A 21,535-nucleotide genomic window follows, 5' to 3' on the forward strand; every position below is an offset into this window, starting at 1 on the left:
ACCACATGTGACCGGCCCGACTGCACTACGGGAGCGAGCGGTGAACGGAATCCCCGAAGGACCGGTGCACCCAGAGCCGCCGGAGACGCACGCGGCGACCCGCGCGCTCACGGAGCGTCACCCCGAGGCCCACGCGGCTCAAGGCACCGAGCACCGCGCGGAGCCACGCGTGGACCACCGCGCGGAGCACCGCGGGGAGCCACGCGTCGAGCACCAGGCCGAGCGCCGTACCGAGCCTCACGTCGAGCGCCTCTCCGCCGAACTCCGGGACTACCGCGCCGCCTTCCGGGTCGCGCAGCTCGCCATGGCCGTCGTCGACCAGGACGGCGTCGTCATCGCGGCCAACGACTCCTTCGGCGTCCTCCTCGGCACCGCGCCGGAGGCGCTCCGGGAGCAGGCCGCCGCCGATCTCGTCGACCTCGCGTCCGACGGGCGCACCTGGCACGCGTACCGCGAGGTGCTGCGCGGCCGCCGCTCCCGCTTCCGCTGCACCCGCCGCCTCAAGCACGCCGACGGCCGCTCACTGTGGGCCGAGGTCACGGTCGCTCCCGTCCCCGACAGCCGGCGCGTCCTGCTGTCGATCGCGGACATCAGCGACCGGCGCGAACTCCAGGCGCGGCTGCGCCACCTCCAGATGCACGACCCGGTGACCCGACTGCCCAACCGGGCCCTGTTCTTCGAGCGTCTCTCGGCGGCCCTGGAGGCCTCCGCGCAGGACGCCGTGGACGCCTGCGACGCCCGGGACACCGAGCGGACCGACGGTACCGAGCGGCCCGGGAGGCGCGGGAGGCCCGGGGGGCCCGGGAGGCCCGGGGGGCCCGGCTCAGGCGAAACTATCAGCTCGTCGTACGAGTCGTACGGGTATGGCAGAACAGGGCGGATCGGTCTCTGCTACCTGGACCTCGACGGCTTCAAGGCCGTCAACGACACCCTCGGACACCGTGTCGGCGACCGGCTTCTCGCCGCCGTGGCCGCCCGGCTGACGGAGTGTGCGGACAGCGACGGCTACACCCGCAGCGGCGGCCATCTCGTGGCGCGGCTCGGCGGGGACGAGTTCGCGATCCTGGTCGAGGACTCCACCGGTACGGAGCAACTCGCCGATCTGGCCCGCTCGGTGCTGTGCGCGCTCCAGCAGCCCTTCGACCTGGGCGGTCAGCGGCTCTCGGTCTCCGCCTCGATCGGCGTGGTCGAGCGCTCCGGATGCGGGACGACGGCGACCGCCCTGATGCAGGACGCGGACACCACGCTGTACTGGGCGAAGGCGGACGGCAAGGCCCGCTGGACCCTCTTCGACCCGGAGCGCAACGCGCACCGGATGACCCGGCAGGCGCTCTCCTCCACCCTGCGCCCGGCCGTGGAGTGCGGGGAGTTCGCCCTGGAGTACCAGCCGCTCGTGGATCTGACGGACGGGGCGGTACGCGGGGTGGAGGCGCTGGTGCGCTGGAACCACCCGCAGTTCGGCCAGCTCGCGCCGAATCGGTTCATCGGGATCGCCGAGGAGGACGGCTCCATCGTGGAGCTGGGCCGCTGGGTGCTCCGCACGGCCTGCCGACAGGCCCGGCAGTGGCAGAAGGACCATCCGCGCGAGCGCCCGCTCTTCGTGAGCGTCAACGTGGCGGTCCGGCAGGTCTGGGACTCCGACCTGGTCGCCGATGTCGCCGGCATCCTCGCGGAGACGGGCCTGGCCCCGCACCTGCTCCAGCTGGAGCTCACCGAGTCCGCCGTGATGGGCTCTGCCGGGCGGCCGCTGCAGGCGCTCCAGGCGCTGAGCGACATGGGCGTGCGGATCGCGATCGACGACTTCGGCACCGGCTACTCGAACCTGGCCTACCTCAGCCGGCTGCCGGTCTCCGTGCTGAAGCTGGACGGCTCCTTCGTGCGCGGCTTCCAGGACGAGGAGCACGCCAACCCGGCGGACGAGCTCATCGTCGAGGCGCTGGTGCAGCTGGCGCACCGGTTGGGGCTGACGGTCACCGCCGAGTGCGTCGAGACCTCGGGGCAGGCGAGCCGGCTGCGCAGGATCGGCTGCGACACCGGGCAGGGCTGGCTGTACTCGCGGGCGGTGGCCCCGGACCGTATCGCGGAGCTGATCGGCACGGAACCGCTGCCGGCCTGAGGCCCGCGCACCCGCCCGGACGAAGGCAGGGGACCGCACCGCCCGACGAAGGCGTGGAACCGCACGCGTCGGACGAAGACAGGGAACCGCACCCGCCGCACGAGGGCATGGAACTGCCCCCGGCCGGAGGGACATTCCGGGCGGGGGCAGCGGTTCATGAGGGGTTCAGCCGGTCAGGGGGGACTCGGCCGGTCGGGCACTCAGCAGGCGCCGAGGTCCTTCCAGACGCCCCACTCGCCGGTCGTGCCCGGCGTCTCGTTCTGGGTCCACCACTGGGCCTTGTACTTGCGGCCGTTGTGGGAGACCTCGTTGCCCGCGTTGTAGATGGTGCCGGCCACGTACGCCGGGAGCGAGCCGCAGCCCGTGGGCGGGGTCGTCGGCGGGGTCGTCGGAGGCGTGGTGGTCGGGGGCGTCGTCGGCGGGGTGGTGGTGCCGCCGAGCGCGGTGTTGATCTGCTTCAGCAGGGTGGCGTTGTCGTCCAGGCCGAGGAGCGAGTACATCATCGCGCCGGCCAGGCCACGCTGCTTGGCGTAGTCCACCCGGGCCTGGATGGACTTCTGGTTGAGGCCGGTGAAGAACTCGCCGTCCTTGTAGAAGTACGAGGACTTCGCCTGGTCGTCCCAGAAGGTCGTCGACGCGTTGTCGACGATGCCGCCGAGCTCCTTGTAGTGCGCGATGCCGGCCTGCTGGCTGAGCGGGCGGGCGTTGGAGCCGCCGGTCGCGGTGCCCGCGAGGCCGTTGGCGGACCCGGCCGGGACGCCCTTCCAGCCGCGGTAGTAGAACTCGTAGCCGAGGGTCAGCTTGTTGGCGGGGAAGCCGCCGGCGATGCCGTAGGCGGGCTTGCCGTCGATCCAGGAGTCGATCGCGTTGTCGATCGAGTACTTCTCGGTGCCCGGCGCGATCACGTCGGTCGGGTCGTTGGCACCGGAGTAGAGCGGGGACTGGTGGTACGTCGGCCCGTCGCCGTCCCAGGCGCCGTGCATGTCGTACGTCATGATGTTGGCGTAGTCCAAGTACTGGCCGATCTTGTCGGTCTCGATGTACTTGATCTTGTCCTGGCCGGCCGGGAGGGCCGAGGTCAGCAGGTACTTCTTGCCGCCGTTGGCCGCGCCGTACTCGTCGAGCTGCTTGCGGAACTCGGCGAGGAGGAGGGTGAAGTTCTGCTTGTCCTCGGGGGCGTAGTGGTTGCCCAGGTGGCCGCCGGAGGAGCCGGGGTACTCCCAGTCGATGTCGATGCCGTCGAAGATGCCGGCCGCCGTGCCGGCGCCGCCGAAGCCGCCCTCGACCGGCAGGTTGCCCTTGATGTACTGGTCGATGCAGGAGGAGACGAGCTTCTTGCGGCTCGCGTCCGTCTTCGCCGCGTCGCTGAAGTACTTGGAGTACGTCCAGCCGCCGAGCGAGATGTTGATCTTCAGGTGGGGGTACTTCGCCTTCAGTTCCTTGAACTGGTTGAAGACGCCCACGATCGGCTGGTTCCACGTGTCGGCGACGCCGTCGACGCTGTCCGCCGCACTGAAGGACTTCTGGTAGTCGGCGTACGAGTCGCCCGCACCGTCACCCGCGTTGGGGTTGTTGTCGTCACCGGCGGCCTTGTTGGCCTCGAAACAGGTGAGGTTGGTGGGGTGGATGTTGCCGAACGAGTAGTTGATGACGTCCAGGTTGCTCGCGATGCCCCGGGTGTCGAGGTGCTTGGGGTAGAACGCGTTGCCGTAGACGCTCCACTGGTCGTAGTACGCGATGCGCACACCACCCGCGGCGGCAGTGCTCGTCGTGTCGGCCGCCTGGGCGGAGCCGAGGCCGGCGGTCGCCGCGAGGGCGCCGGCGGCGAGGGCCGTGCTGAGGAGCGCGGCGATCAAGGGCTTACGGGGGTGCACGTGCGGCCTCCAACGGGGAGTGCGGGGGTAGTGCCGTACAGGAGCTGGAGCAGTGATAACCGGCGCGTGAACAGTGCGTCAATGGTCTGAACCAGATTGAGGACTAGACCAATTCGAAGGAGAAAGGCCTTGTCAGCGCCCCGCAGCACAAAACGGAACCGCCCGCCACCATCGGTGACGAGCGGTTTAAGGTTCACTTACGGTTGGTCCGAGCCGGATCCGTGCAGGAACCAACCGGTCGGGGAAACCAGGGTTTTTACCCGGCCGCCCCGGGCCCGGAACGAGGCACCCCGGTTCGCCGCCACCCCCGCCGGCCCCCCGAAGCCCCCTTCGCGCCCTACTCCTCCGGCAGCACCGGGAGTTCGTACGCGTCCGCGATGAGCTCGTAGCTCCGCACCCGCTCCTCCCCGCCGTGCCCGTTCGCCGTGATCATCAGTTCGTCGGCGCCCGTCCGCTTCCGGAGGTCGTCCAGGCCGGTGCGGACCTCGTCCGGAGTGCCGTACACGATGTTCGCCAGCCAGTCGTTCGCGAACTCCTTCTCGGCGGGGCTGAATCCGTACGCCTCCGCCTCCTCCGGCGTCGGCACGAGACCCGGTCGGCCGGTGCGCAGCCGCAGCATCGCCAGGGCTCCGGCGAGGACCTGGCGGCGGGCCTGCGCCGCCTCGTCGGCGGCGAACGCCGAGACGCCGATCATCGCGTACGGCGCGTCGAGGACCGCGGAGGGCCGGAAGGACTCCCGGTAGAGGTCGAGCGCCGGGATCGTGTTCCTGGCCGAGAAGTGGTGGGCGAAGGCGAAGGGCAGCCCGAGCAGACCGGCGAGCCGGGCGCTGAAGCCGGAGGAGCCGAGCAGCCAGACCGGCGGGCGGCCCTTCGGGCCCTGCACCGGGCCGGGCACGGCGTGGATCCGGGCGTACGGGTGACCGTCCGGGAAGTCGTCGTCCAGGAAGCGGGTCAGCTCGGCGAGCTGCTCCGGGAAGTCGTCCGCGCCCTCGTTCAGGGTGTTGCCGCGCCGCAGGGCGGCCGCCGTGGCCCCGTCGGTGCCGGGCGCGCGCCCGAGGCCGAGGTCGATCCGGCCCGGGGCGAAGGCCTCCAGGGTGCCGAACTGCTCGGCGACGACGAGCGGGGCATGGTTGGGCAGCATGACGCCGCCCGAGCCGAGGCGGATGCGCCGGGTGTGGGCGGCGAGGTGCGCGAGGATCACGGCCGGGGACGAGGAGGCGACACCGGGCATGGAGTGGTGCTCGGCCACCCAGTGCCGGTGGAAGCCGCGCCGCTCGGCGAGCCTGCTCAGCTCGACGCTGGTGGCGAGCGCCTGGGTCGCGGTCCTGCCGCTGCCGACGGTCACCAGGTCCAGTACGGACAACGGTACGGGCGCGGATCCCCGCGCCTCTCCTCGAATAGCGTCGGTCACCTTCGGGACCCTCCTCGGCACACGTACGGACTCGTCACGGACCCGTGAGGCACACGTACGGACCCGTGAATCGGCTTGGACTCGTTGACAACAGGAGGGTGTCTCCGTTTATTCCGGTCCCCGCCGGGTGCTTCCCGGCCACCGCAAGAGCCGTTGCCGCGTCCGCTTCCCCGTAAAAAATCTCCCGTTCTCCAGGAGCCGAACACCCACGCGAACGCCCTCGCGCACGGCCCTGACCTGACACTCTGCGGAGCACTCATGACCAGGGCATATGCCAGAGTGGCGCGCCCAAGGCCAGAGGCCGGATGCTCCGCATCATTCTCGCCAACAGCCGCCCCGTAAACGGTGCTTGGCGGCTATCGTGGTACGAAAGCTTGCGGTCACAACCTGGTAGGGGGAAACCGTGGCGCTGAAGCCCGAGCCCACCGCGCCGTTCCACTCGGTGCAATACGCCTTGCGCGTCCTAGAGACGATCTCACGGCACGGTGGCGGAGTGACGGACGTCCAGATCGCGCGCGAAACGGGCCTGCCCGTCGCCCACCTCTCCTCGCTGCTCCTCATGCTCCGCCGTGAGGGGTACGTCGAGCAGGTCGCCGACGGCGCGTACGTGATCGGGGACTCCCTCGTCCTCCTCGGCTCCGGCATGACCCGCCGCGAGGCCCTGGAGGCGAAGCTCCAGGAGACCCTGACCGAGCTGCGCGACTCCGTCGGCGCCGCGGTCTACATCAGCCGGTACATCGACGGCGAGGTGAAGATCACCCAGTTCGCCGACGGTCCGCGCACACCCAAGGTCAACGAGTGGGTGGACTTCCGCTCGGCCGCGCACGCCAGCGCGGTCGGCAAGTGCCTGCTCACCCAGCTCGACCAGAACGGACGTCGGGACCACCTGTCCCGGCACAAGATCGCCCGGCTGACCTCCCGGACGATCACCAGCGAGCGGATCCTCTTCTCCAAGCTGGACAGCCAGCCGGCGACCGTCCCGGTGCTCGACCTCCAGGAGTACGCGGTGGGCACGGTCTGCGCGGCCGTACCGCTGACGGCGGGCTCCGCCGTGGGCTGCCTCGCGCTCTCCCTGCCCATCGAGCACGCCCACCGACTGCGCGCGGCGGCCGACACGCTGAACCGACGGGCCGCTCCGGTGGTCATGGCGCTGGCGATCTGAGGCAGTCCCCCGAGGGCGTTCCACCGAGGCATTCGGGGGTCCTCACGGCCCGGTCACGCGGGGTGGTCATGAGCACCCCGCCGGACCGGGTAGTATTTTCTCTGTCAGCAAGCGCCGCTAGCTCAGTTGGTTAGAGCAGCTGACTCTTAATCAGCGGGTCCGGGGTTCGAGTCCCTGGCGGCGCACAGACGGAAGAAGCCCCTCGCGGAAGCGGGGGGCTTTTTCGTGCCCTTCCCCGTCAGGCCCGGAGGTAGGTCAGGACGGCGAGGACCCGGCGGTGGGTGTCGTCGGCCGGCGGCAGGTCCAGCTTCGCCAGGATGTTGCCGATGTGCTTGCCGACGGCGGCCTCGGTGACGACCAGGCGGCGGGCGATCGCCCCGTTGGAATGGCCCTCCGCAACCAGGCCGAGGACCTCGCGCTCGCGCGGGGTCAGCGCCTCCAGCGGATCGCGGTGCCGGCGCAGCAGCTGCCGTACGACCTCGGGATCGACGACCGTCCCGCCGTCCGCGACCCGGGTCAGCGCGTCGAGGAACTCCTCCACCTGACCGACCCGGTCCTTGAGCAGATAGCCGACGCCGGTGCCGTCGCCCGCGTCGAGGAGGTCGGCGGCGTAGCTGCGCTGCACGTACTGACTGAGCACGAGGACCGGCAGCGCGGGCCGCTCGGCGCGGAGCGCGACCGCGGCACGCAGCCCCTCGTCCTGGAAACCGGGCGGCATCCGGACGTCGGTGACGACGATGTCCGGGTCGTGGGCGGTCACCGCCTCGCGCAGGGCGTCGGCGTCACCGACGGCGGCGACGACCTCGTGGCCGAAGCGGGCCAGGAGCCCGATCAGTCCCTCCCGGAGGAGGACGCTGTCCTCGGCGAGGACGACACGGAGCTTTCGGTCAGTGCGGGGCACGGGATCTCCACTCGGAGGAGGGTCGGCCCGCCCGGCGGGCTCATGATCGTCAGTCTGCCATCGAGGACGGCGAGCCGGTCGGCGAGTCCGGTGAGACCGGTGCCCCCGGCCGGGTCCGCGGCGCCGCGTCCGTCGTCCTCGACGTCTATCCGCAGGACGCCGTCCGCGTGCCGGGCGGTGATCCGGGCCCGGCTCGCGCCGCTGTGCTTGCCGATGTTGGCGAGGGCCTCGCAGCCGGCGAAGTACCCCGCGCTCTCGACGGACTCCGGCAGCCGGGGCAGCTCCACGTCCGTGGCGACCGGGACCGCGGACCGGTCGGCGGCGTCGGCCAGGGCCGGGCCCAGCCCGTAGTCGGCGAGGACCTGCGGATGGATGCCGTGGATCAGCTCGCGCAGCTCGGTCAGGACCTGCCCTGCCTCCGCGTGCGCCTTCGCCAGCTGGTCGGCGAGCGGGCCGCCCGGCGGGGCGTCGAGGCGGGCGAGACCCAGGGTCATGGTGAGGGCGACCAGGCGCTGCTGGGCGCCGTCGTGCAGATCGCGCTCGATCCGGCGCCGCTCGGCCTCGAAGGCGTCGACGAGCCGGGCGCGGGAGGCGATGACCTCGCCGATCGCGCCGCGCTGTTCGCTCTCGCGGGGCGTGAGCAGGGCGCGGGCGAGGGCGGCCCGGGCTCCGGCGAAGGCGGCGAGCGGGTAGGCGAGGGCGACGAGGAGGACCGCGCCGAGGAGGGCGGCGGCGAAGGCCTCGGGGTAGGAGGTCACCAGGTACGCCTTGACGACCTTGGCCTCCTGGCCGTCCACCGCCAGCTGGACGGGAGCGCCGATGAGCAGGACGGGCAGGCCGATGCCGACGGCGACCGCGACGAGGTCGAGCGGCCACAGGACGGTGGCGAGGAGCAGGGCGTACGCGAACTCCCGCCAGGTCGCCTGCTCCCCCGCCCGGAGCCGGAGCCAGGCGGCGAGGCCGGGTGCGGTGGGGACGCGGTGCGGGTCGGGGGCGGGATCGAGGTCGACGAGGCCGAGGCGACGGCGCTCGATGCCGCCGAGGGCGAGGCCGGAGAGCAGAAGCAGGGGCAGCCCCACGAGCAGCACGGAGAACAGCCCGAGGAGCAGGAACACGGCACAGGCCGCGGCCCCGACGAGCCCGCCGCTGACCAGATAGGCGACGGCCCGCCAGGGCCAGGAGCTGCGCGGGAAGCGTGGCCGGGTGAGCGCCTGCCAGGGGGTACGGGGTTCCATGCGGCCCACGTTAGGCCCGGGAGGCGCGATGGACACTGGGCCGGCCCAGTGCACCGGGGGTAGCCCTGGCCCTACCTCCACCCCGCCGGCGTGGGCCCCACGGGGGCGAGTTGGTGTCAGGGGGCGTGGGGTTCGCGGGCGTGGTGGGTGTACTGCGCGCGGAGGGCTTCGGTCGCCGGGCCGGTCAGACGTTCGTACGGGGACGTCGGGGTCGGGCGCCACCAGACGGGGTCCTCGCAGAGGAAGGACGCGCGGCGCAGGGCCACTCGGTGGATCTTGTTCGTGGCCGTGAGGGGGAGTTCGGTCATCACCCGGACGAACCGCGGCGGCATCTTCGTGCCCAGGTCCTGCTGGGCGGCGAGGAACGTCGCGAACTCCGCCGGTTCGAAGACCGCGCCCTCGCGCAGGGCGATCGCGGCCATGACCTGGTCCCCCGCCACCGGGTCCGGTATCGCATAGACCGCGACCCCCGCGGCCCGGTCCCAGCGGGCCAGGATGTGTTCGATCATGGCCGCTGCCAGGTTCTCGCTGTCGACCCGCAGCCGGTCGTCCGTACGGCCCGCGAAGTAGAGGTAGCCGTCCGCGTCCCGGTAGAAGAGGTCGCCGGTCCAGTACCAGCCGTCGCGCAGCCGGGCCGCCTCCGCCTCCGGGTTGCGCCAGTAGCCTTCGAAGGGGCTGCGGCCCCGGTTGACGAGTTCGCCGACCGCCTCGGAGGCGTTGAGGAGCCGGCCGGTGGGTGAGAAGCGGGCCGCCTCGCACTCGCGGCCCGTCTCCGCGTCCACCACCGCCAGGTCGTCGCCCGGCGCGGCCCGGCCTATCGCCCCCGTCGGCGTGTCCGGGGTCCGCTGGATCGCCGCGCCTCCCTCGGAGGAGCCGTACCCCTCGACGAGCGGCACTCCGAAGCGTTCGCGGAAGCGGGCCGCGTCCACCGCCCCCGCCTCGGTGCCGAAGCCGAGCCGCAGCGAGTGCGTCCGGTCGTCCGGGGCGGGCGGGGTGGCCAGGAGGTACTGCACCGCCCGGCCGACGTAGGTGAAGTACGTGGCGCCGAACCGGCGTACGTCCGGCAGGAATCGGGAGGCCGAGAAGCGGGCCCGTAACGCCACTCCGGCTCCGGCGGCGAGCGCGGGCGCCCAGTCGGCGATCACCGCGTTGCCGTGGAACATCGGCATGCATACGTAGTGGACGTCGTCCCGCCCCACGCCGAAGTGGGAGACGAGGGAGGCGCCCGCGGCGGCCAGCCGGCCCTGGCTGCAGAGCGCGGCTTTGGGCGCGCCCGTCGAACCGGAGGTGAAGGAGAGCAGGAAGCGGCTGTCGGGCCGTACGGGGCCGAGGCGTGCGTCGCCCGGGCGGGCGGTCCCGTAGGGGGCGAGGAGTTCCCGGTAGGCGTCGGTGTCCGTGACCAGGATGCGCACCCCCGGCAGCGGCAGTCCGTCGAGGAGCGGCAGGTGGGCGCGTTGGGTGACCAGGACCCGGCATGCGGTGTGCCGGATGTCCCGGGCGAGTTCGGCGCCGCGCCGAGTGGGGTTGATCCCGGCGACGGCGGCCCCCGCGAGGGCCGCCGCGCTGAGCCAGAGCGGGTACTCCGGCGTGTTGTCGAGCAGGATGCCGAGGTGCGGCTCGCCCCCCGGCAGGGGTGGCATCAGGTCCACGAGCAGTGCGGCCCGCGCGGCGGCGCCCGCGGCGACCTGGTGGTGGGTGAGGGTGTGGTGCTCGTCCCTCAGGCCGATCCGGTGGTCGCCCCATTGGCGCCGTACGAGCTCCGCGACGGTGTCCGCACCCCTCATGGGCCGGACTGTAACTGACGGGTCATCAGAACTGAACCGTCAGGAACGGTCACCGGGTCACCCGGGCGTCAGGACTCTCCTCAGAACTTGACGTCCGAGCACGCGTAGAACGCGTTCGCGGTGTCCGCGATCGTCCACACCGCCAGGATCAGGTGACGGCCCGTCTTGCCCGCCGGGATCGTCCCGGAGTGCGAGAGGGTCGCCGGCGGCTGCTGGTTGTTGTAGGGGACGGTCAGGAACGGCTGGGGGTCCAGCATGGCCCGGGTCAGCTTCTGACTCGGGTTCCAGCCGTTCTTGGTGATGTAGTACTTGAAGTCCGTGGTGCGGTGCCGGGCCGTGAACTGCCAGCGGAAGCTGTAGCTCTGCCCCGCCGAGAGCTGGGTCGCGGGCCACGCGCCGCCCCGGGGGTCGTCGAGCTCGGCGAACTGCGTGAGCCCGGCGGAACAGATCTTGCCGTCGGCGGGACCGGCGGCGGGGAAGCCCTTGGGGCCCTCGACCGACTGGGGCTCCCACTGTATGGAGCCGCAGTTGGTCACGGTGCCGTTGGCGCAGAGCTTCTGACGACTGATCGGCGAGTCGGTGTAGCCGTGGCTGCCGGCGCTACCGGTGGCGAAGAGGGTGACGCCGGCGACGCCGAGCGCCACCACCGCCGACCCGACTGACTTTTTGCGCATGCTGTCGCTCCAGGAGAACGTGGGGGAGTTCCGTTGGGCCGTGCGCGCACGCGTGCGGTCTTACGACGTACCGATTTTGGTCTGGACCAAGTACCAAGGTATGGACGGAAGTTGAACATGTCCATCCCTTCACGCCCCCTCTACGGGACCCGTCCGACCCGTGTAGAACGCCACCGTCAGGTCCTTGACCAGCGCCTTGCGCTCGTAGTCGTCGAGCTCCACCAGACCACGACTGGTCAGCCGGTGGACCACGTCGTCCACCGCGTCCACCACCGACGTCAGCACGCTGTCCCGGTGCTTCGCGTCGATCGCCGCGATCCGGCGCCGCGTCATCGCCGCCGCGACCTCCGGGGCGTACTCGATCCGCGTCGGCTGCGCCGAGAACACGTCCACACCGACCGGGGCGCACTCCGCCGACAGCATCCGCGTCAGGGCCTCGCCGACCGCCTCCGCGTCCCGGAGCGTCGGCGCGTCCTCGTGGAAGGCGTCCGCCGGCAGCTGCGACAGCACCCGGGCCATCGCCGCCTCCACCTGCTCCCGCAGGTAGTCCTCGTGCCCGTCGACCCCGAGCGCCGCCCGGACCGTGTCCCGCACCCGCCACACCACGAGCACGACGACATCGAGCGCGGTGCCCTTGGCGTCGACGGCCGACAGCGGCTCACTGCGCCAGTGCCGGAGCCGTACGTCGACCCGGCGGCGCAGGAGGAGCGGGCTGACCCAGACCAGTCCGGTACGGCGGACCGTGCCCCGGTAGTCGCCGAACAGGGTCAGCACCCAGGCGTAGCCGACCCGGCCGCGGCCGAGCCCGCCGAGCGCGAACAGGGTGAGGACGACACCGAGCGCGAGGAGCGCCCACTGGCCGAGATGAATGCCGTTGTACGGGCGTTCCGGGAGCCGCAGCATCCTGGCCGCCTCCCCGGGCACGGCCCCGGCCCACCACACGACCGCCGCGCAGCCGGCGAGCGCGAGGGCCCCGCCGACCACCCCCACCCACCCGGGCAGCACCGGCCCCGGCCGCTCGACGAGAGCGGGGTCCGCGCTGGGCGCGGGCCGGGAGGCGGCGGCAGCGGCCTTGGCCTGCGCCCTGGGCCGGTCCTTGTCGTGCGCCCTGGGCCGGTCCTTGTCCAGCGGCGCCTTGTCCTGCGACTTGGGCGCGGGCTGGGGCTTCGCCCTGGACTTGGACTTGCTCCCGGGCTTGGTGCCGGCCCCGGGCTGAACCTGGGACTGGGACTGGGTCTGCGACTGCGCCTGCGCCTGCGCCTGGATCTTCGACGGGCCCGGGATCGCGGGGCTCTTGCTCGGCCCGGACAGGGTGGGTACGGCCATGGCGACGGTGTCGGGACCGCCGTCGTCGTCGCGCGCCGCGCGGGGCGCCGCGGTCTCCGGCTCGTCGCGGAAGAGCAGATGGACCGGGATGGAGCCGGTGGTCTCGGCTCCGATCACGTTCTTCCGCCGCGCGACCCGCACGACGGCGGCGACGGGCACGGCGACGGCTCCGACGCCGGCACCGGCGATCCGCCCGAAGTCGGGCGTGGCGCCGCGCTCGACGCCGGGCGTCGTGGTCGGCACGGTGACCGCCACGGGGACCGGCGCGGGACCACCTGGCCGCACGGTGACGGCGGCGGCCTTGAGGGGGGTGGTGGAGGAGGAGGCAGCGGGGCGGGCGTGCTTGCCCGTGGCCGTGGCCGTGGCCGTGGCCGTGGCCGTGGCCGTGGCCGTGGCCGTGGCCGTGGCGGAGGGTGCGGGCGAGGTCGAGGGCGCGCCTGCCATCTCCGGCCGAACGGCCGGGGCGGTTCCCGAGGTGCCCGACGTCCCGGAAGGCCTCGCCGGGTCGCCCGGCTGTGCCGACTGTGCCGACTGTGTCGGCTGGGTCGGCTGGGTCGGCTGAGTACCGGGGTAGGCGGGCACGACGGGTTGGACTCGGGTGACCACCGGGGCGGTACCCGAAGTGGCCGGCGCCCCCGTCGGCGTACCGGCAGCGGACCCGACCGGGCGGACCGGCAACGCGCCGGGATGCCTCGCCGGGGCACCCGGCTGCGTCACGCCGGGGACGGAGGTCGACCCGCCCGACCGGACCGGACCGGCGGAGTCCGCGGACGGCCCGGGCGCCGTGAGGCCGGTGTGTGCGGCGAGGGCCGGGTCCGCGCCCGCCGGGGCGGGTCCCGAGGAGACGGGCGCCCCCGTCGTACCCACGATCGGCGTGGCCGACGGTCCGGGCCGACCCGACTGACCCGGTGACGTGTCGGCGGGCGCCGTCGGGTCCTCCGGCCGCGCCGCCGCCTCCGCCTCCGCCGCCTCCGCCTCCGCCGCGCCGCCGCCTCGCGCGCCCGGCTCCGGCCAGACCGGGACCCGGCGCCGCGGTGTCCCCGGGGACGCCGCCGCGTCGTCCGAGGCCGGCATCCGCTCACCCGCCGCAGAGGGTCCCGGCGCGGGAGCCGCCGCGCCGGGCGCTCCGTCCGACGTGACGTCCGCGGGCACGGTCGCCCCGTCCGGAGCGGGCGTCGGCGCGTCACCCCCGGTCGGCGTCGGCGACACGGCTCCGGCGGCCGCGACCGCGACCGCACCCACCGCCGCGTCCACCGCCGCACCGTCCGCCGCGGGCTCCGCCGTCACGTCCTGCCGGGTCGGCGGAGTGCCCGGGGGTGCGGTCTGGGGAGGGGGTGTACGGGGGAGGCTGCCGTCCGTCAGGCGTCTCGCCGTGCGGGCCGCGTCACGTGAGGCCGCCGCGCCGGAGTCCGCGGGGTTCGGGGTCGATGCCGTCATTCGGGTCCACCTCATGCTCTCGGGGTCATCGGAACAAGCGCCGCCAGGTCTCCGGGCCCGGGTAGCCGTCGGCCGCTGCGCCGCGCCAGCCCTGTGCCCGCTGGAACGCCTCGACGTTGCGGCGGTCCGCCTCCGTCCAGCGCGGACCGGGTCCCGACAGGTAGTGCTTGCCGAAGCCCCGCTTCACCAGTTGTTTGCCCAGCTTCTCCACATATGCGTTGGATTGGCCCGGACGGAAGGAGCCACGCCCGGGAAACCCCGTCGCATTCGAACTCGACCCGCTCGAACCACTCGAACCGCCGATGCTCCTGCCCTTGCCGGAGACGAGGAGCTTCCACGTGTCCGGCCCGGGCAGGCCGTCCGCCTCCTTGCCCTTCCAGCCCTGCGCGAGCTGGAAGGCCTGGGTCGCGCGCCGGTCCGCCTCACCCCACTTGGGGCCGGGTCCCTTGCTGTAGTACTGCTTGCCGCCGCGGTCGACGAGGAGCCGGCCGAGCTGGGTGACGTACGCGTTGTTCGCGCCGGGGCCGAACATCGCCACGCCCGGGTACGGCGTCGCCGTGGGCGTCGCCCCGCTGCCGGTGGTGCCTTCGCCGCTGACCACGCCCTTGTAGCGGTAGGCCACGTACCGGTCGGAGTTCTCCCAGTACGCCAACGGCGTCGGCTGCTTCCGCGTGCGCGGCTTGGTCTGCTCGTACGCGACGTAGGAGGTGTGGGTGTAGTCGGTCCAGCCGCCGAAGATCGTGACGTGCGAGCCGCGCGTCGGGTTGGCCGGGTTGTGGAAGAGCAGGATGTCGCCGGGCTGCAGCTCGGTGCGGTCGATGCGCTCGGCGAAGCGGTCGAGGCTGCCGGTCCACTCGTTGCTGCGGAGGTTCCAGGCCATCGAGATGTAACCGGAGCAGTCCTGGCGGTAGCCGTCCGACCAGTACTTCTCCATGGAGTACGGGACCTGGGCGGTCACCCACAGCTTGGCGCGGTTGATGATCTCGGCCCGGTTCGTCTGCCGCAGGGTGCCGGTCGAGATCTGACCGGTCGTCGGAGTCGAGTCCGGGGCCGGCTGCGACCCGGGGCCCGGCGTGCCGTGCAGCGGCTCGCGCCCGCCCTGCGGGGTGTCGGGGCCGGGGTCGGAGGCCCACGCGGACTCCGCCGGGTCCGCCGGGGTGAACGGGACCGTCGGCGGGGGCAGGGTCGTCGCCACCGCTCCTCCGCCGCCGCCCAGGACGACGCCCGCCGCCGTCACCAGGACCAGGGCGCGGCGGGCACCGTGCGCCGCCGGGTGGCCGCCCGCCCGGACCGGCAGGCCAAGCGCGAGGTCACGCCGCTGCCGGGCGCACCCCGGGCAGCCGCAGTCGGCCGCGGGTTCGAACTCCTCGAAGACCGGCACGCTCATGCGATTCCCCTCCACACTCGTCAAGATCTTTTGACCCTTGGATTCGGGCGTCAGTGTCTCAACTGTCTGGACAAATCGCATTTTGACGGATCGAAGGCCTGATGCGACCATCCGACAGGCCGGAGGCGACCGTTATTGGTCAGGAGCACACCCGCACGTCGGGTAGAGTTCTCTCTGTCAGCAGGCGCCGCTAGCTCAGTTGGTTAGAGCAGCTGACTCTTAATCAGCGGGTCCGGGGTTCGAGTCCCTGGCGGCGCACGCAGAGTCAAGACCCCCTCACCGATGGTGAGGGGGTCTTGGTCGTTCTCCGACCGGCTTCGGTGCGTGAACTACCGTGCGTTGCGGCCGAGTTCCCGAGCGTACGGGTCGAACCACTCCCCCCGCCCTCGGGCCGCCCCTGCACTCCGCCGCCAACGGGTCCCCGGTGCGGCCGGGTCGGCGGCTCGGTCGGGAGCGTGTGCCGTGCGCGGTGCGCGGTGCTCTCCGGACGTGCGGGCGTGCGGGCCCCTCGGGCATGTGCGGGGCGGTCGTGAGCATCGTGACACGACAGCCCTCTGGGCCGGGCGCGGCAGGGCCTCTACAGTGTCCGGAACCTCGACCTCCCGCGGTGGCACCGGGCCCCTCCCGCGCCTGCGCGCCCTGCGGTCGAGGACCGGCCCGGTCGGCGGTGACCGCGGGACGCACACCGCCGACCGGGGCCAGGTCCGCCGCCCTGCCGCGCGGGCCGCGCCCACCCGCGGTGCGGGCCCAGGTCCGCCACCCCTCGCCCTTGCGGGGCCACGCCCGCGCCCCCGCCGCCGTGTGGGCGATCGTCCCTCCCCCAGACTCCGTCCGGGGGGACCCCCAGGGCGGGACGGGTGGGCACACGGGACGACGCGCTCTGGCGGCGCCTCCGCCCCTTGTACCTGGACCCGCACCACCAAGCACGGTGCACACGGGGTGCGGGTCAGGACGCAAGGAGCCTGGGCCCGGCAAGGGGCGCCGTTCCGTTGTGCCCACCCGTTCCGCCCCAGCGGAACAGTTGCCCACAACGGGAGGCGGGTGGGCGCCGGCCCGGTGGAACAAGGGCCACGGCGCGGCGGGGCGGAGGTGGGAGACGGGGCGGCCGAGCCGATGCCCGCTACCGGTGGGAGACGGGGCGGCGGAGTCGGTGCGCGTGACCGGGCAAGAGTCGGGGCGGTGGGGGCCTTACGGGCCGGTTGCCGCTGTCAGGTAGGCCGAGACGACCACGTTGGCCGTGTAGGCGTTGGACTTGCGGTCGAACGTGCCGCCGCAGGTGATCAGGCGGAGTTCCGCCCGGTGGGGATCCCTCGCGCCGTACACCTTGCGCGCGTCGAAGTCTTCCCGGGGGTAGACCTGGACGTCGTCGACCGTGAATTCGGCGACCGATCCGTCCGTACGGGTGACGCGGACCTTGGCGCCGGGGCGGGCCGCGCTCAGGCCGTAGAAGACCGCCGGGCGGGTGTCGGTGTCGACGTGGCCGACGAGCAGGGCCGGGCCCGCGGCGCCCGGCCGGGTGCCGGAGCCGAACCAGCCGACCGTGTGGGGCATCTCGTAGGGCGGCGGGTCGATCGCGCCCGTGCCGTCCAGGCCGCGCGCCACCACGGGCGCGGTGATGCCGAGGGAGGGGATCTCCACCCGCCGGGGTTCGACGGGTGCGAGCGGGTCCCTGGCCGGGGGCAGCGCGACACCGAGCGGGCGGCCGACCGCGGCGATGTCGCCAGTGGTCGGCGCCGAGCTGCCGCCGGGGCCCTCGGTGACCTCGCGGCCCCAGAGCCAGAGCCCGAGCAGCAGCAACGCCCAGGCCACACCCGTGACGAGTCGCCCGGTGCCCGCCGGGCGGGAGCCGGACGGCGCCGTCATTCCGTACCCGACCCCGAGCCCGTGTCCGTACCGCGGCGGCGGGAGCTGCGAAAGGCGACCGCGACGGCGGCGATGGCCGCCAGGCCGAGGCCGAGCAGGGTGTACGGGGTGCCGAGGCCGCTCTCGCTGGTCGTCTGGGCGACGCCCGGGGCGGCCGGGGCGGCGAAGGCGGCGGTGCCGCCACCGCCGGCGCGGACCGGCGCGATCGGGCTCGGGTGGTGGGTCGGCTCGCGCGTCGGCTCATGCGTCGGCTTGTGGGTCGGCTCATGCGTCGGCTCGTGCGTCGGCTTCTGGTGCTGGACGCGCACGGTGCCGACGCCCCGGTGGTCGCGGCCGTCGCAGGTCACGCTGACCTTGTACGTGCCGTTCGCGAGACGGGTCTTGATCGTGGTGTCGCCGAACAGCGGGGCGCCCCCGCCGTCCCGGCCGGTGAGTTCCGCGTCGGCGACGAACGCCTCGGACTTCGCGGTCCCCCTCGTGCCCTTGCAACCCTGGACGCGGACGTCGACGTCGGCGCCGGGCGAGGCGGTGGACGGGGTGACGGTGGCCTTCACCCCGTCGTCGGCGTACGCGCTACCGGCCGTGGGTGCCAGTACGAGTACCAGGGCCGCCCCTGCGGCACGGAGAGCAATGGAACCTGAACGCATCGTGACCTCCTGATACTGGCAGGGTCACCCGGATCGGGGCTTTCCGCATCCGCAGGGGCGGCGAACGACACCCCTACACGCGGTCGACGATGTCCGCGATCGACTTGACGATCTTGGACGGGCGGAACGGGAAGCGGTCGATCTCCGCCTCCGACGTCAGTCCGGTCAGCACCAGGAAGGTCTGCATGCCCGCCTCCAGGCCCGCCAGGATGTCCGTGTCCATCCGGTCGCCGATCATGGCGCTCGTCTCCGAGTGGGCGCCGATGGCGTTCAGGCCGGTGCGCATCATGAGCGGGTTCGGCTTGCCCGCGAAGTACGGGTCCTTGCCGGTGGCCTTCGTGATGAGCGCGGCCACGGAGCCGGTGGCCGGGAGCGGACCTTCGAGGGAGGGGCCGGTCTCGTCGGGGTTGGTGCAGATGAAGCGGGCGCCGGCGTTGATGAGGCGTACGGCCTTCGTCATCGCCTCGAAGGAGTACGTACGGGTCTCGCCGAGCACCACGTAGTCCGGGTCGTGGTCGGTGAGGACGTAGCCGATGTCGTGCAGCGCGGTGGTCAGGCCCGCCTCGCCGATGACGTACGCGGTGCCGCCGGGGCGCTGGTCGTCGAGGAACTTGGCGGTGGCGAGGGCCGAGGTCCAGATGTTCTCGACGGGGACTTCGAGGCCCATCCGGGCGAGGCGGGCGTGCAGGTCACGAGCCGTGTAGATCGAGTTGTTGGTGAGCACCAGGAAGGGCTTCCCGGTCTCCCGCAGCTTCCTGATGAACGCGTCGGCGCCGGGGATCGGCACGCCCTCGTGGATGAGGACGCCGTCCATGTCGGTCAGCCAGGATTCGATCGGCTTGCGCTCTGCCATGGGTGCGGGACTCCTGCCGTACAAACGTGCGGTGTACTGGGGGCGCCGCGACAGCGCTGTGGCGACGCCCCCAGCCTAATCAAGAGGTCGTGACCTTGACCCCGTCGATCACCCAGTACCAGTTGTTGGAACCGGTGTAGCGGAAGCGGAAGCTCACGCTGGACGCGCCGGCCGGGACGGCGACCGTGAGCGACTGGGGCTGGGAGATCACGTCGGCGGTGTGGCTCTTCACGACGGTCGGGGTGCCTCCGTTGAAGACGGCCTGGACCTGCGCGGTCTGGCTGCCCTCCTGGCGGTAGAAGGTCGTGTAGTCCAGGGTGACCCGGGTCGCGCCCGCGACGCCGTACGCCGGGGTGACCAGGGTCGAGTCGTACGTCCCCGAGAACGCCTTGTCGGCCCACTCGTCGGAGTCGGCGACGGCGAACACGCCCCGGGCGCGGACGTTGAGCTCGCGGGACTGGTCGCGCTGGGAGCGGGACCAGAACTCGTCGGTGGCGAAGGACCAGCCGCGCCACTCGGTCATGCCGCCGGTGCCCATGGCGTTGTTGATGACGGACCAGCCGCTGGGCGCGCTGTGGGTGAAGCCGAGGACCCCGGCGGGGATGCCGGTCTCGTCGACGCGGCCGGTCAGCGAGCCGTAGAGGCTGTCGAAGGGGTCGGTGGAGCGCTGCTGGAGCGGCTTGCCGTCGAGGCCCCAGGAGGCGGCGGGGGTGATGCCGAGCTGGTGGAAGACGGTGGCGGCGACGTCGACGAGCCGGGTGTCGATGGGGCGGGCGCCGGCGGCGATGCCGGGGCCCTGGGCGAGGACGAAGGTGCGCCGCTCCTCGATGGAGGAGCCGCCGTGGCCGCCGCCGTCGGTGTGGCCGTGGTCGGTGGTGACGATGACCGTCCAGCGCTCGGTGGCGTACGCGGGGCGGGCCTTGATCGCGGTGAGCAGCCGGCCGAGGTAGCCGTCCTGGACGTCGATGGCGTCGGTGTACTTGGGGCTGGCGGCGCCGTGGTTGTGGCCGATCTCGTCGGTCTCGCCGAAGTAGACGAAGAGGACGTCGGGGTTCTGGTTTCGCAGGACGTCCTCGGTGATGTCGGTGATCACGAGGTCGTTGACGGCGTAGTCGTTGTCGTGGACGAGCTTGGCGTCGGCGCCGGGGGTGACGGTGCCGTGGGTGTCGAGCTCGGGCCAGTCGACGGCGGCGAAGAGCGAGAGCTCGGGGCGGACCTGGTGCAGACGGGCCAGGAAGCCGGGGTACTGCCCGTAGTTCTTTCCGGTGAAGGTGTTGTCCCTGACGCCGTGCTTGTCGGGCCAGACGCCGGTGGAGATCGTGGACCAGCCGGGGCCCGAGGAGGTCGCGGCCATCGGGTTGGCGTAGAGCAGGGAGCGGCCGAAGGTGCCGTTCGCCATCAGGGACTTGAGGTTCGGGGCCTTGGCCGCGTCGATCCGGTCGTGGCGCAGGCCGTCCATGCCGACGACGAGCACCTTGTCCTTGCTGGTGCCGTTGGGGAGCGTGGGCGAGGCCGCCTGGGCGGCGGGGGCGGTGGCGAGTCCGGTGGCGGCGACGGCCGCGGTGGCACCGGCGGCGGCGAGCACGGTGCGGCGGGAGATGCCGGAGATCGGCATGTCGGAGTCCTCCGTGGAAGTCCGTGGAAGGTGTCTGGGCATGGCAACGCCCCTGATTTCTCAGGGGCGTTGGTCCGTACCCGTTATCTTTCCGCAATCAGCGGGTGCCTTCCAGGGTCGTACGGTGAACTCTTGGTGCGCAGAGGCGACTTGTCAGCTGCCGGTCGCCGACTTCCATGCGTCGACGTACGTCTTGAGGTTCTTGTCGACGTCGGCCCAGTCCGGCTCGAAGATCTCGACGCCTTCCATCAGCTTGGCCAGTTCGATGGCGTTGGCGTCGGTGGCCTTGACGTCCTTGCGGGCCGGGAAGCCGCCGCCGATCGCACTGACCTCGCGCTGGGCGCCCTCGCTCAGCATGAAGTCGAGGAGCTTCTTGCCGTTCTCGGTGTGCGGGGCCTTGTTCACCAGGCCCGCCGCGTAGGGCAGGGCGAAGGTGGTGGGCTTGCCGGCGCCCTGGGCCGGGAACCAGATTCCGAGGTTCGGCATGGCCTTGGACTGGGCGAAGTTCATCTGCACATCGCCGTTGGCGACGAGGAGTTCGCCCTTGTCCACCTTGGGGGCGAGCTTGGAGGTGGAGGAGGACGGGCCGACGTTGTTGGCCTGGAGCTTCTTCAGGTACTCCAGGGCCGGCTCCTGGCCGCCGAAGTCGTGCATCGCCTTGATGAGGACGGCGGTGCCGTCGCCCGCGACGCCGGGGGTGGAGTACTGGAGCTTGTTCTTGAACTTGCCGTCCAGCAGCTCCTCCCAGGTCTTCGGGGCGGCCGGCAGCTCCTTCTTGTTGTGGATGAAGCCGAAGTAGTTGTTGACGACGGAGGTCCAGGTGCCGTCGCTCGCCTTGTCGCCGCCGCTGACCTGGTCGGCGCCCTGCGGGGTGTAGGCCTGGAGCAGGCCCTTGGAGCCGGCCTGCTGGATGAAGGGCGGCAGGGTCACGATGACGTCCGCCTGGGTGTTGCTCTTCTCGCGGAGGGCGCGCTGCACCATCTCCCCGGAGCCGCCCTCGACGTACTTGACCTTGATGCCGGTCTTCTTCTCGAAGTCGGCGAAGACCTTGTCGTACCAGCCGTCGCCCGCCTCGCCCTTGAGGCCGTCGGCGCTGTAGACGGTGACGATCTTCTCGTCGGAGGCGGCGGAGGATCCACCGCAGGCGGTGAGGCCCGCTGCGAGGACGAGGGAGCCGGTGACGGCGGCGATCGGCTTGGCGTACGTACGCATAACGTCGTTTTCTCCTGAAGATCTTGAGCGGAAGGAAG

15 protein-coding genes and 2 tRNA genes are annotated in these 21,535 nt (G+C 72.3%); 4 read left to right on the forward strand and 13 right to left on the reverse strand.

Annotated features, from left to right (window positions below; translation table 11 throughout):
* The first annotated feature begins 304 nt into the window (after positions 1–304).
* Positions 305–2,116, forward strand: coding sequence for a bifunctional diguanylate cyclase/phosphodiesterase (locus OG514_RS07625; protein ID WP_266900778.1), 1,812 nt, complete (start codon positions 305–307; stop codon positions 2,114–2,116).
* A gap of 200 nt (positions 2,117–2,316) precedes the next feature.
* Here the strand turns inward: OG514_RS07625 and OG514_RS07630 are convergent, their stop codons facing one another.
* Both OG514_RS07630 and OG514_RS07635 read right to left on the reverse strand, forming a co-directional pair.
* On the reverse strand, positions 2,317–3,990 hold the full coding sequence (locus OG514_RS07630; RefSeq protein ID WP_266892188.1) for a glycosyl hydrolase family 18 protein: 1,674 nt from the start codon (positions 3,988–3,990) through the stop codon (positions 2,317–2,319).
* A gap of 337 nt (positions 3,991–4,327) precedes the next feature.
* Positions 4,328–5,401, reverse strand: a complete 1,074-nt coding sequence (locus tag OG514_RS07635; RefSeq protein WP_266892190.1) for an LLM class flavin-dependent oxidoreductase — start codon at positions 5,399–5,401, stop codon at positions 4,328–4,330.
* 403 nt (positions 5,402–5,804) lie between these two features.
* On the opposite strand from OG514_RS07635, the gene OG514_RS07640 reads away from it, so the two are divergent.
* Both OG514_RS07640 and OG514_RS07645 read left to right on the forward strand, forming a co-directional pair.
* Complete coding sequence (locus tag OG514_RS07640) at positions 5,805–6,563, forward strand: IclR family transcriptional regulator (protein ID WP_266892192.1); 759 nt, start codon at positions 5,805–5,807, stop codon at positions 6,561–6,563.
* Positions 6,564–6,674: 111 nt separating this feature from the next.
* Positions 6,675–6,748, forward strand: a tRNA-Lys gene (locus tag OG514_RS07645).
* A 53-nt stretch (positions 6,749–6,801) separates the two neighbouring features.
* On the opposite strand, the gene OG514_RS07650 is transcribed toward OG514_RS07645, so the two are convergent.
* The 6 genes from OG514_RS07650 to OG514_RS07675 all read right to left on the reverse strand — a co-directional run bounded on the left by OG514_RS07650 (position 6,802) and on the right by OG514_RS07675 (position 15,307).
* Positions 6,802–7,464 (reverse strand): response regulator transcription factor, encoded by a 663-nt coding sequence (locus tag OG514_RS07650; RefSeq protein ID WP_266892194.1) that lies wholly within the window; start codon positions 7,462–7,464, stop codon positions 6,802–6,804.
* Positions 7,395–8,699 (reverse strand): sensor domain-containing protein, encoded by a 1,305-nt coding sequence (locus OG514_RS07655; RefSeq protein WP_266892196.1) that lies wholly within the window; start codon positions 8,697–8,699, stop codon positions 7,395–7,397. The genes OG514_RS07650 and OG514_RS07655 overlap by 70 nt, the downstream gene beginning before the upstream one ends.
* 116 nt (positions 8,700–8,815) lie before the next feature.
* On the reverse strand, positions 8,816–10,483 hold the full coding sequence (locus OG514_RS07660) for an AMP-binding protein (RefSeq protein ID WP_266892198.1): 1,668 nt from the start codon (positions 10,481–10,483) through the stop codon (positions 8,816–8,818).
* Positions 10,484–10,563: 80 nt separating this feature from the next.
* A complete protein-coding gene (locus tag OG514_RS07665) occupies positions 10,564–11,157 on the reverse strand; it encodes a lytic polysaccharide monooxygenase (RefSeq protein WP_266892200.1) in 594 nt (197 codons plus the stop codon).
* 129 nt (positions 11,158–11,286) lie between these two features.
* Complete coding sequence (locus OG514_RS07670; RefSeq protein WP_266892202.1) at positions 11,287–13,920, reverse strand: SPFH domain-containing protein; 2,634 nt, start codon at positions 13,918–13,920, stop codon at positions 11,287–11,289.
* A 25-nt stretch (positions 13,921–13,945) separates the two neighbouring features.
* Positions 13,946–15,307: a peptidoglycan-binding protein gene (locus OG514_RS07675; protein ID WP_266892204.1), complete on the reverse strand. Its 1,362-nt coding sequence runs from the start codon at positions 15,305–15,307 to the stop codon at positions 13,946–13,948.
* Positions 15,308–15,491: 184 nt separating this feature from the next.
* On the opposite strand from OG514_RS07675, the gene OG514_RS07680 reads away from it, so the two are divergent.
* Positions 15,492–15,565 (forward strand) — tRNA-Lys (locus OG514_RS07680).
* A 930-nt stretch (positions 15,566–16,495) separates the two neighbouring features.
* On the opposite strand, the gene OG514_RS07685 is transcribed toward OG514_RS07680, so the two are convergent.
* From OG514_RS07685 to OG514_RS07705, 5 genes are all read right to left on the reverse strand, one after another.
* Positions 16,496–17,170, reverse strand: coding sequence for a class F sortase (locus OG514_RS07685; protein ID WP_266892206.1), 675 nt, complete (start codon positions 17,168–17,170; stop codon positions 16,496–16,498).
* Positions 17,167–17,817 carry a PT domain-containing protein gene (locus OG514_RS07690; RefSeq protein ID WP_266892208.1) on the reverse strand — a complete coding sequence of 217 codons (651 nt, stop codon included), beginning with the start codon at positions 17,815–17,817 and terminating at the stop codon, positions 17,167–17,169. The genes OG514_RS07685 and OG514_RS07690 overlap by 4 nt, the downstream gene beginning before the upstream one ends.
* Before the next feature lie 73 nt (positions 17,818–17,890).
* Positions 17,891–18,670 (reverse strand): HAD-IIA family hydrolase, encoded by a 780-nt coding sequence (locus OG514_RS07695; protein WP_266892210.1) that lies wholly within the window; start codon positions 18,668–18,670, stop codon positions 17,891–17,893.
* 79 nt (positions 18,671–18,749) lie between these two features.
* Entirely contained in the window at positions 18,750–20,285 is a 1,536-nt protein-coding gene (locus OG514_RS07700) for an alkaline phosphatase family protein (protein ID WP_266892212.1), read from the reverse strand.
* Between the two features lie 153 nt (positions 20,286–20,438).
* A complete protein-coding gene (locus OG514_RS07705; protein ID WP_266892214.1) occupies positions 20,439–21,497 on the reverse strand; it encodes a 2-aminoethylphosphonate ABC transporter substrate-binding protein in 1,059 nt (352 codons plus the stop codon).
* Positions 21,498–21,535 lie beyond the last annotated feature (38 nt).

It is taken from the genome of Streptomyces sp. NBC_00572 (assembly GCF_026341815.1).
In the GTDB taxonomy this organism is placed as follows: Bacteria; Actinomycetota; Actinomycetes; order Streptomycetales; family Streptomycetaceae; genus Streptomyces.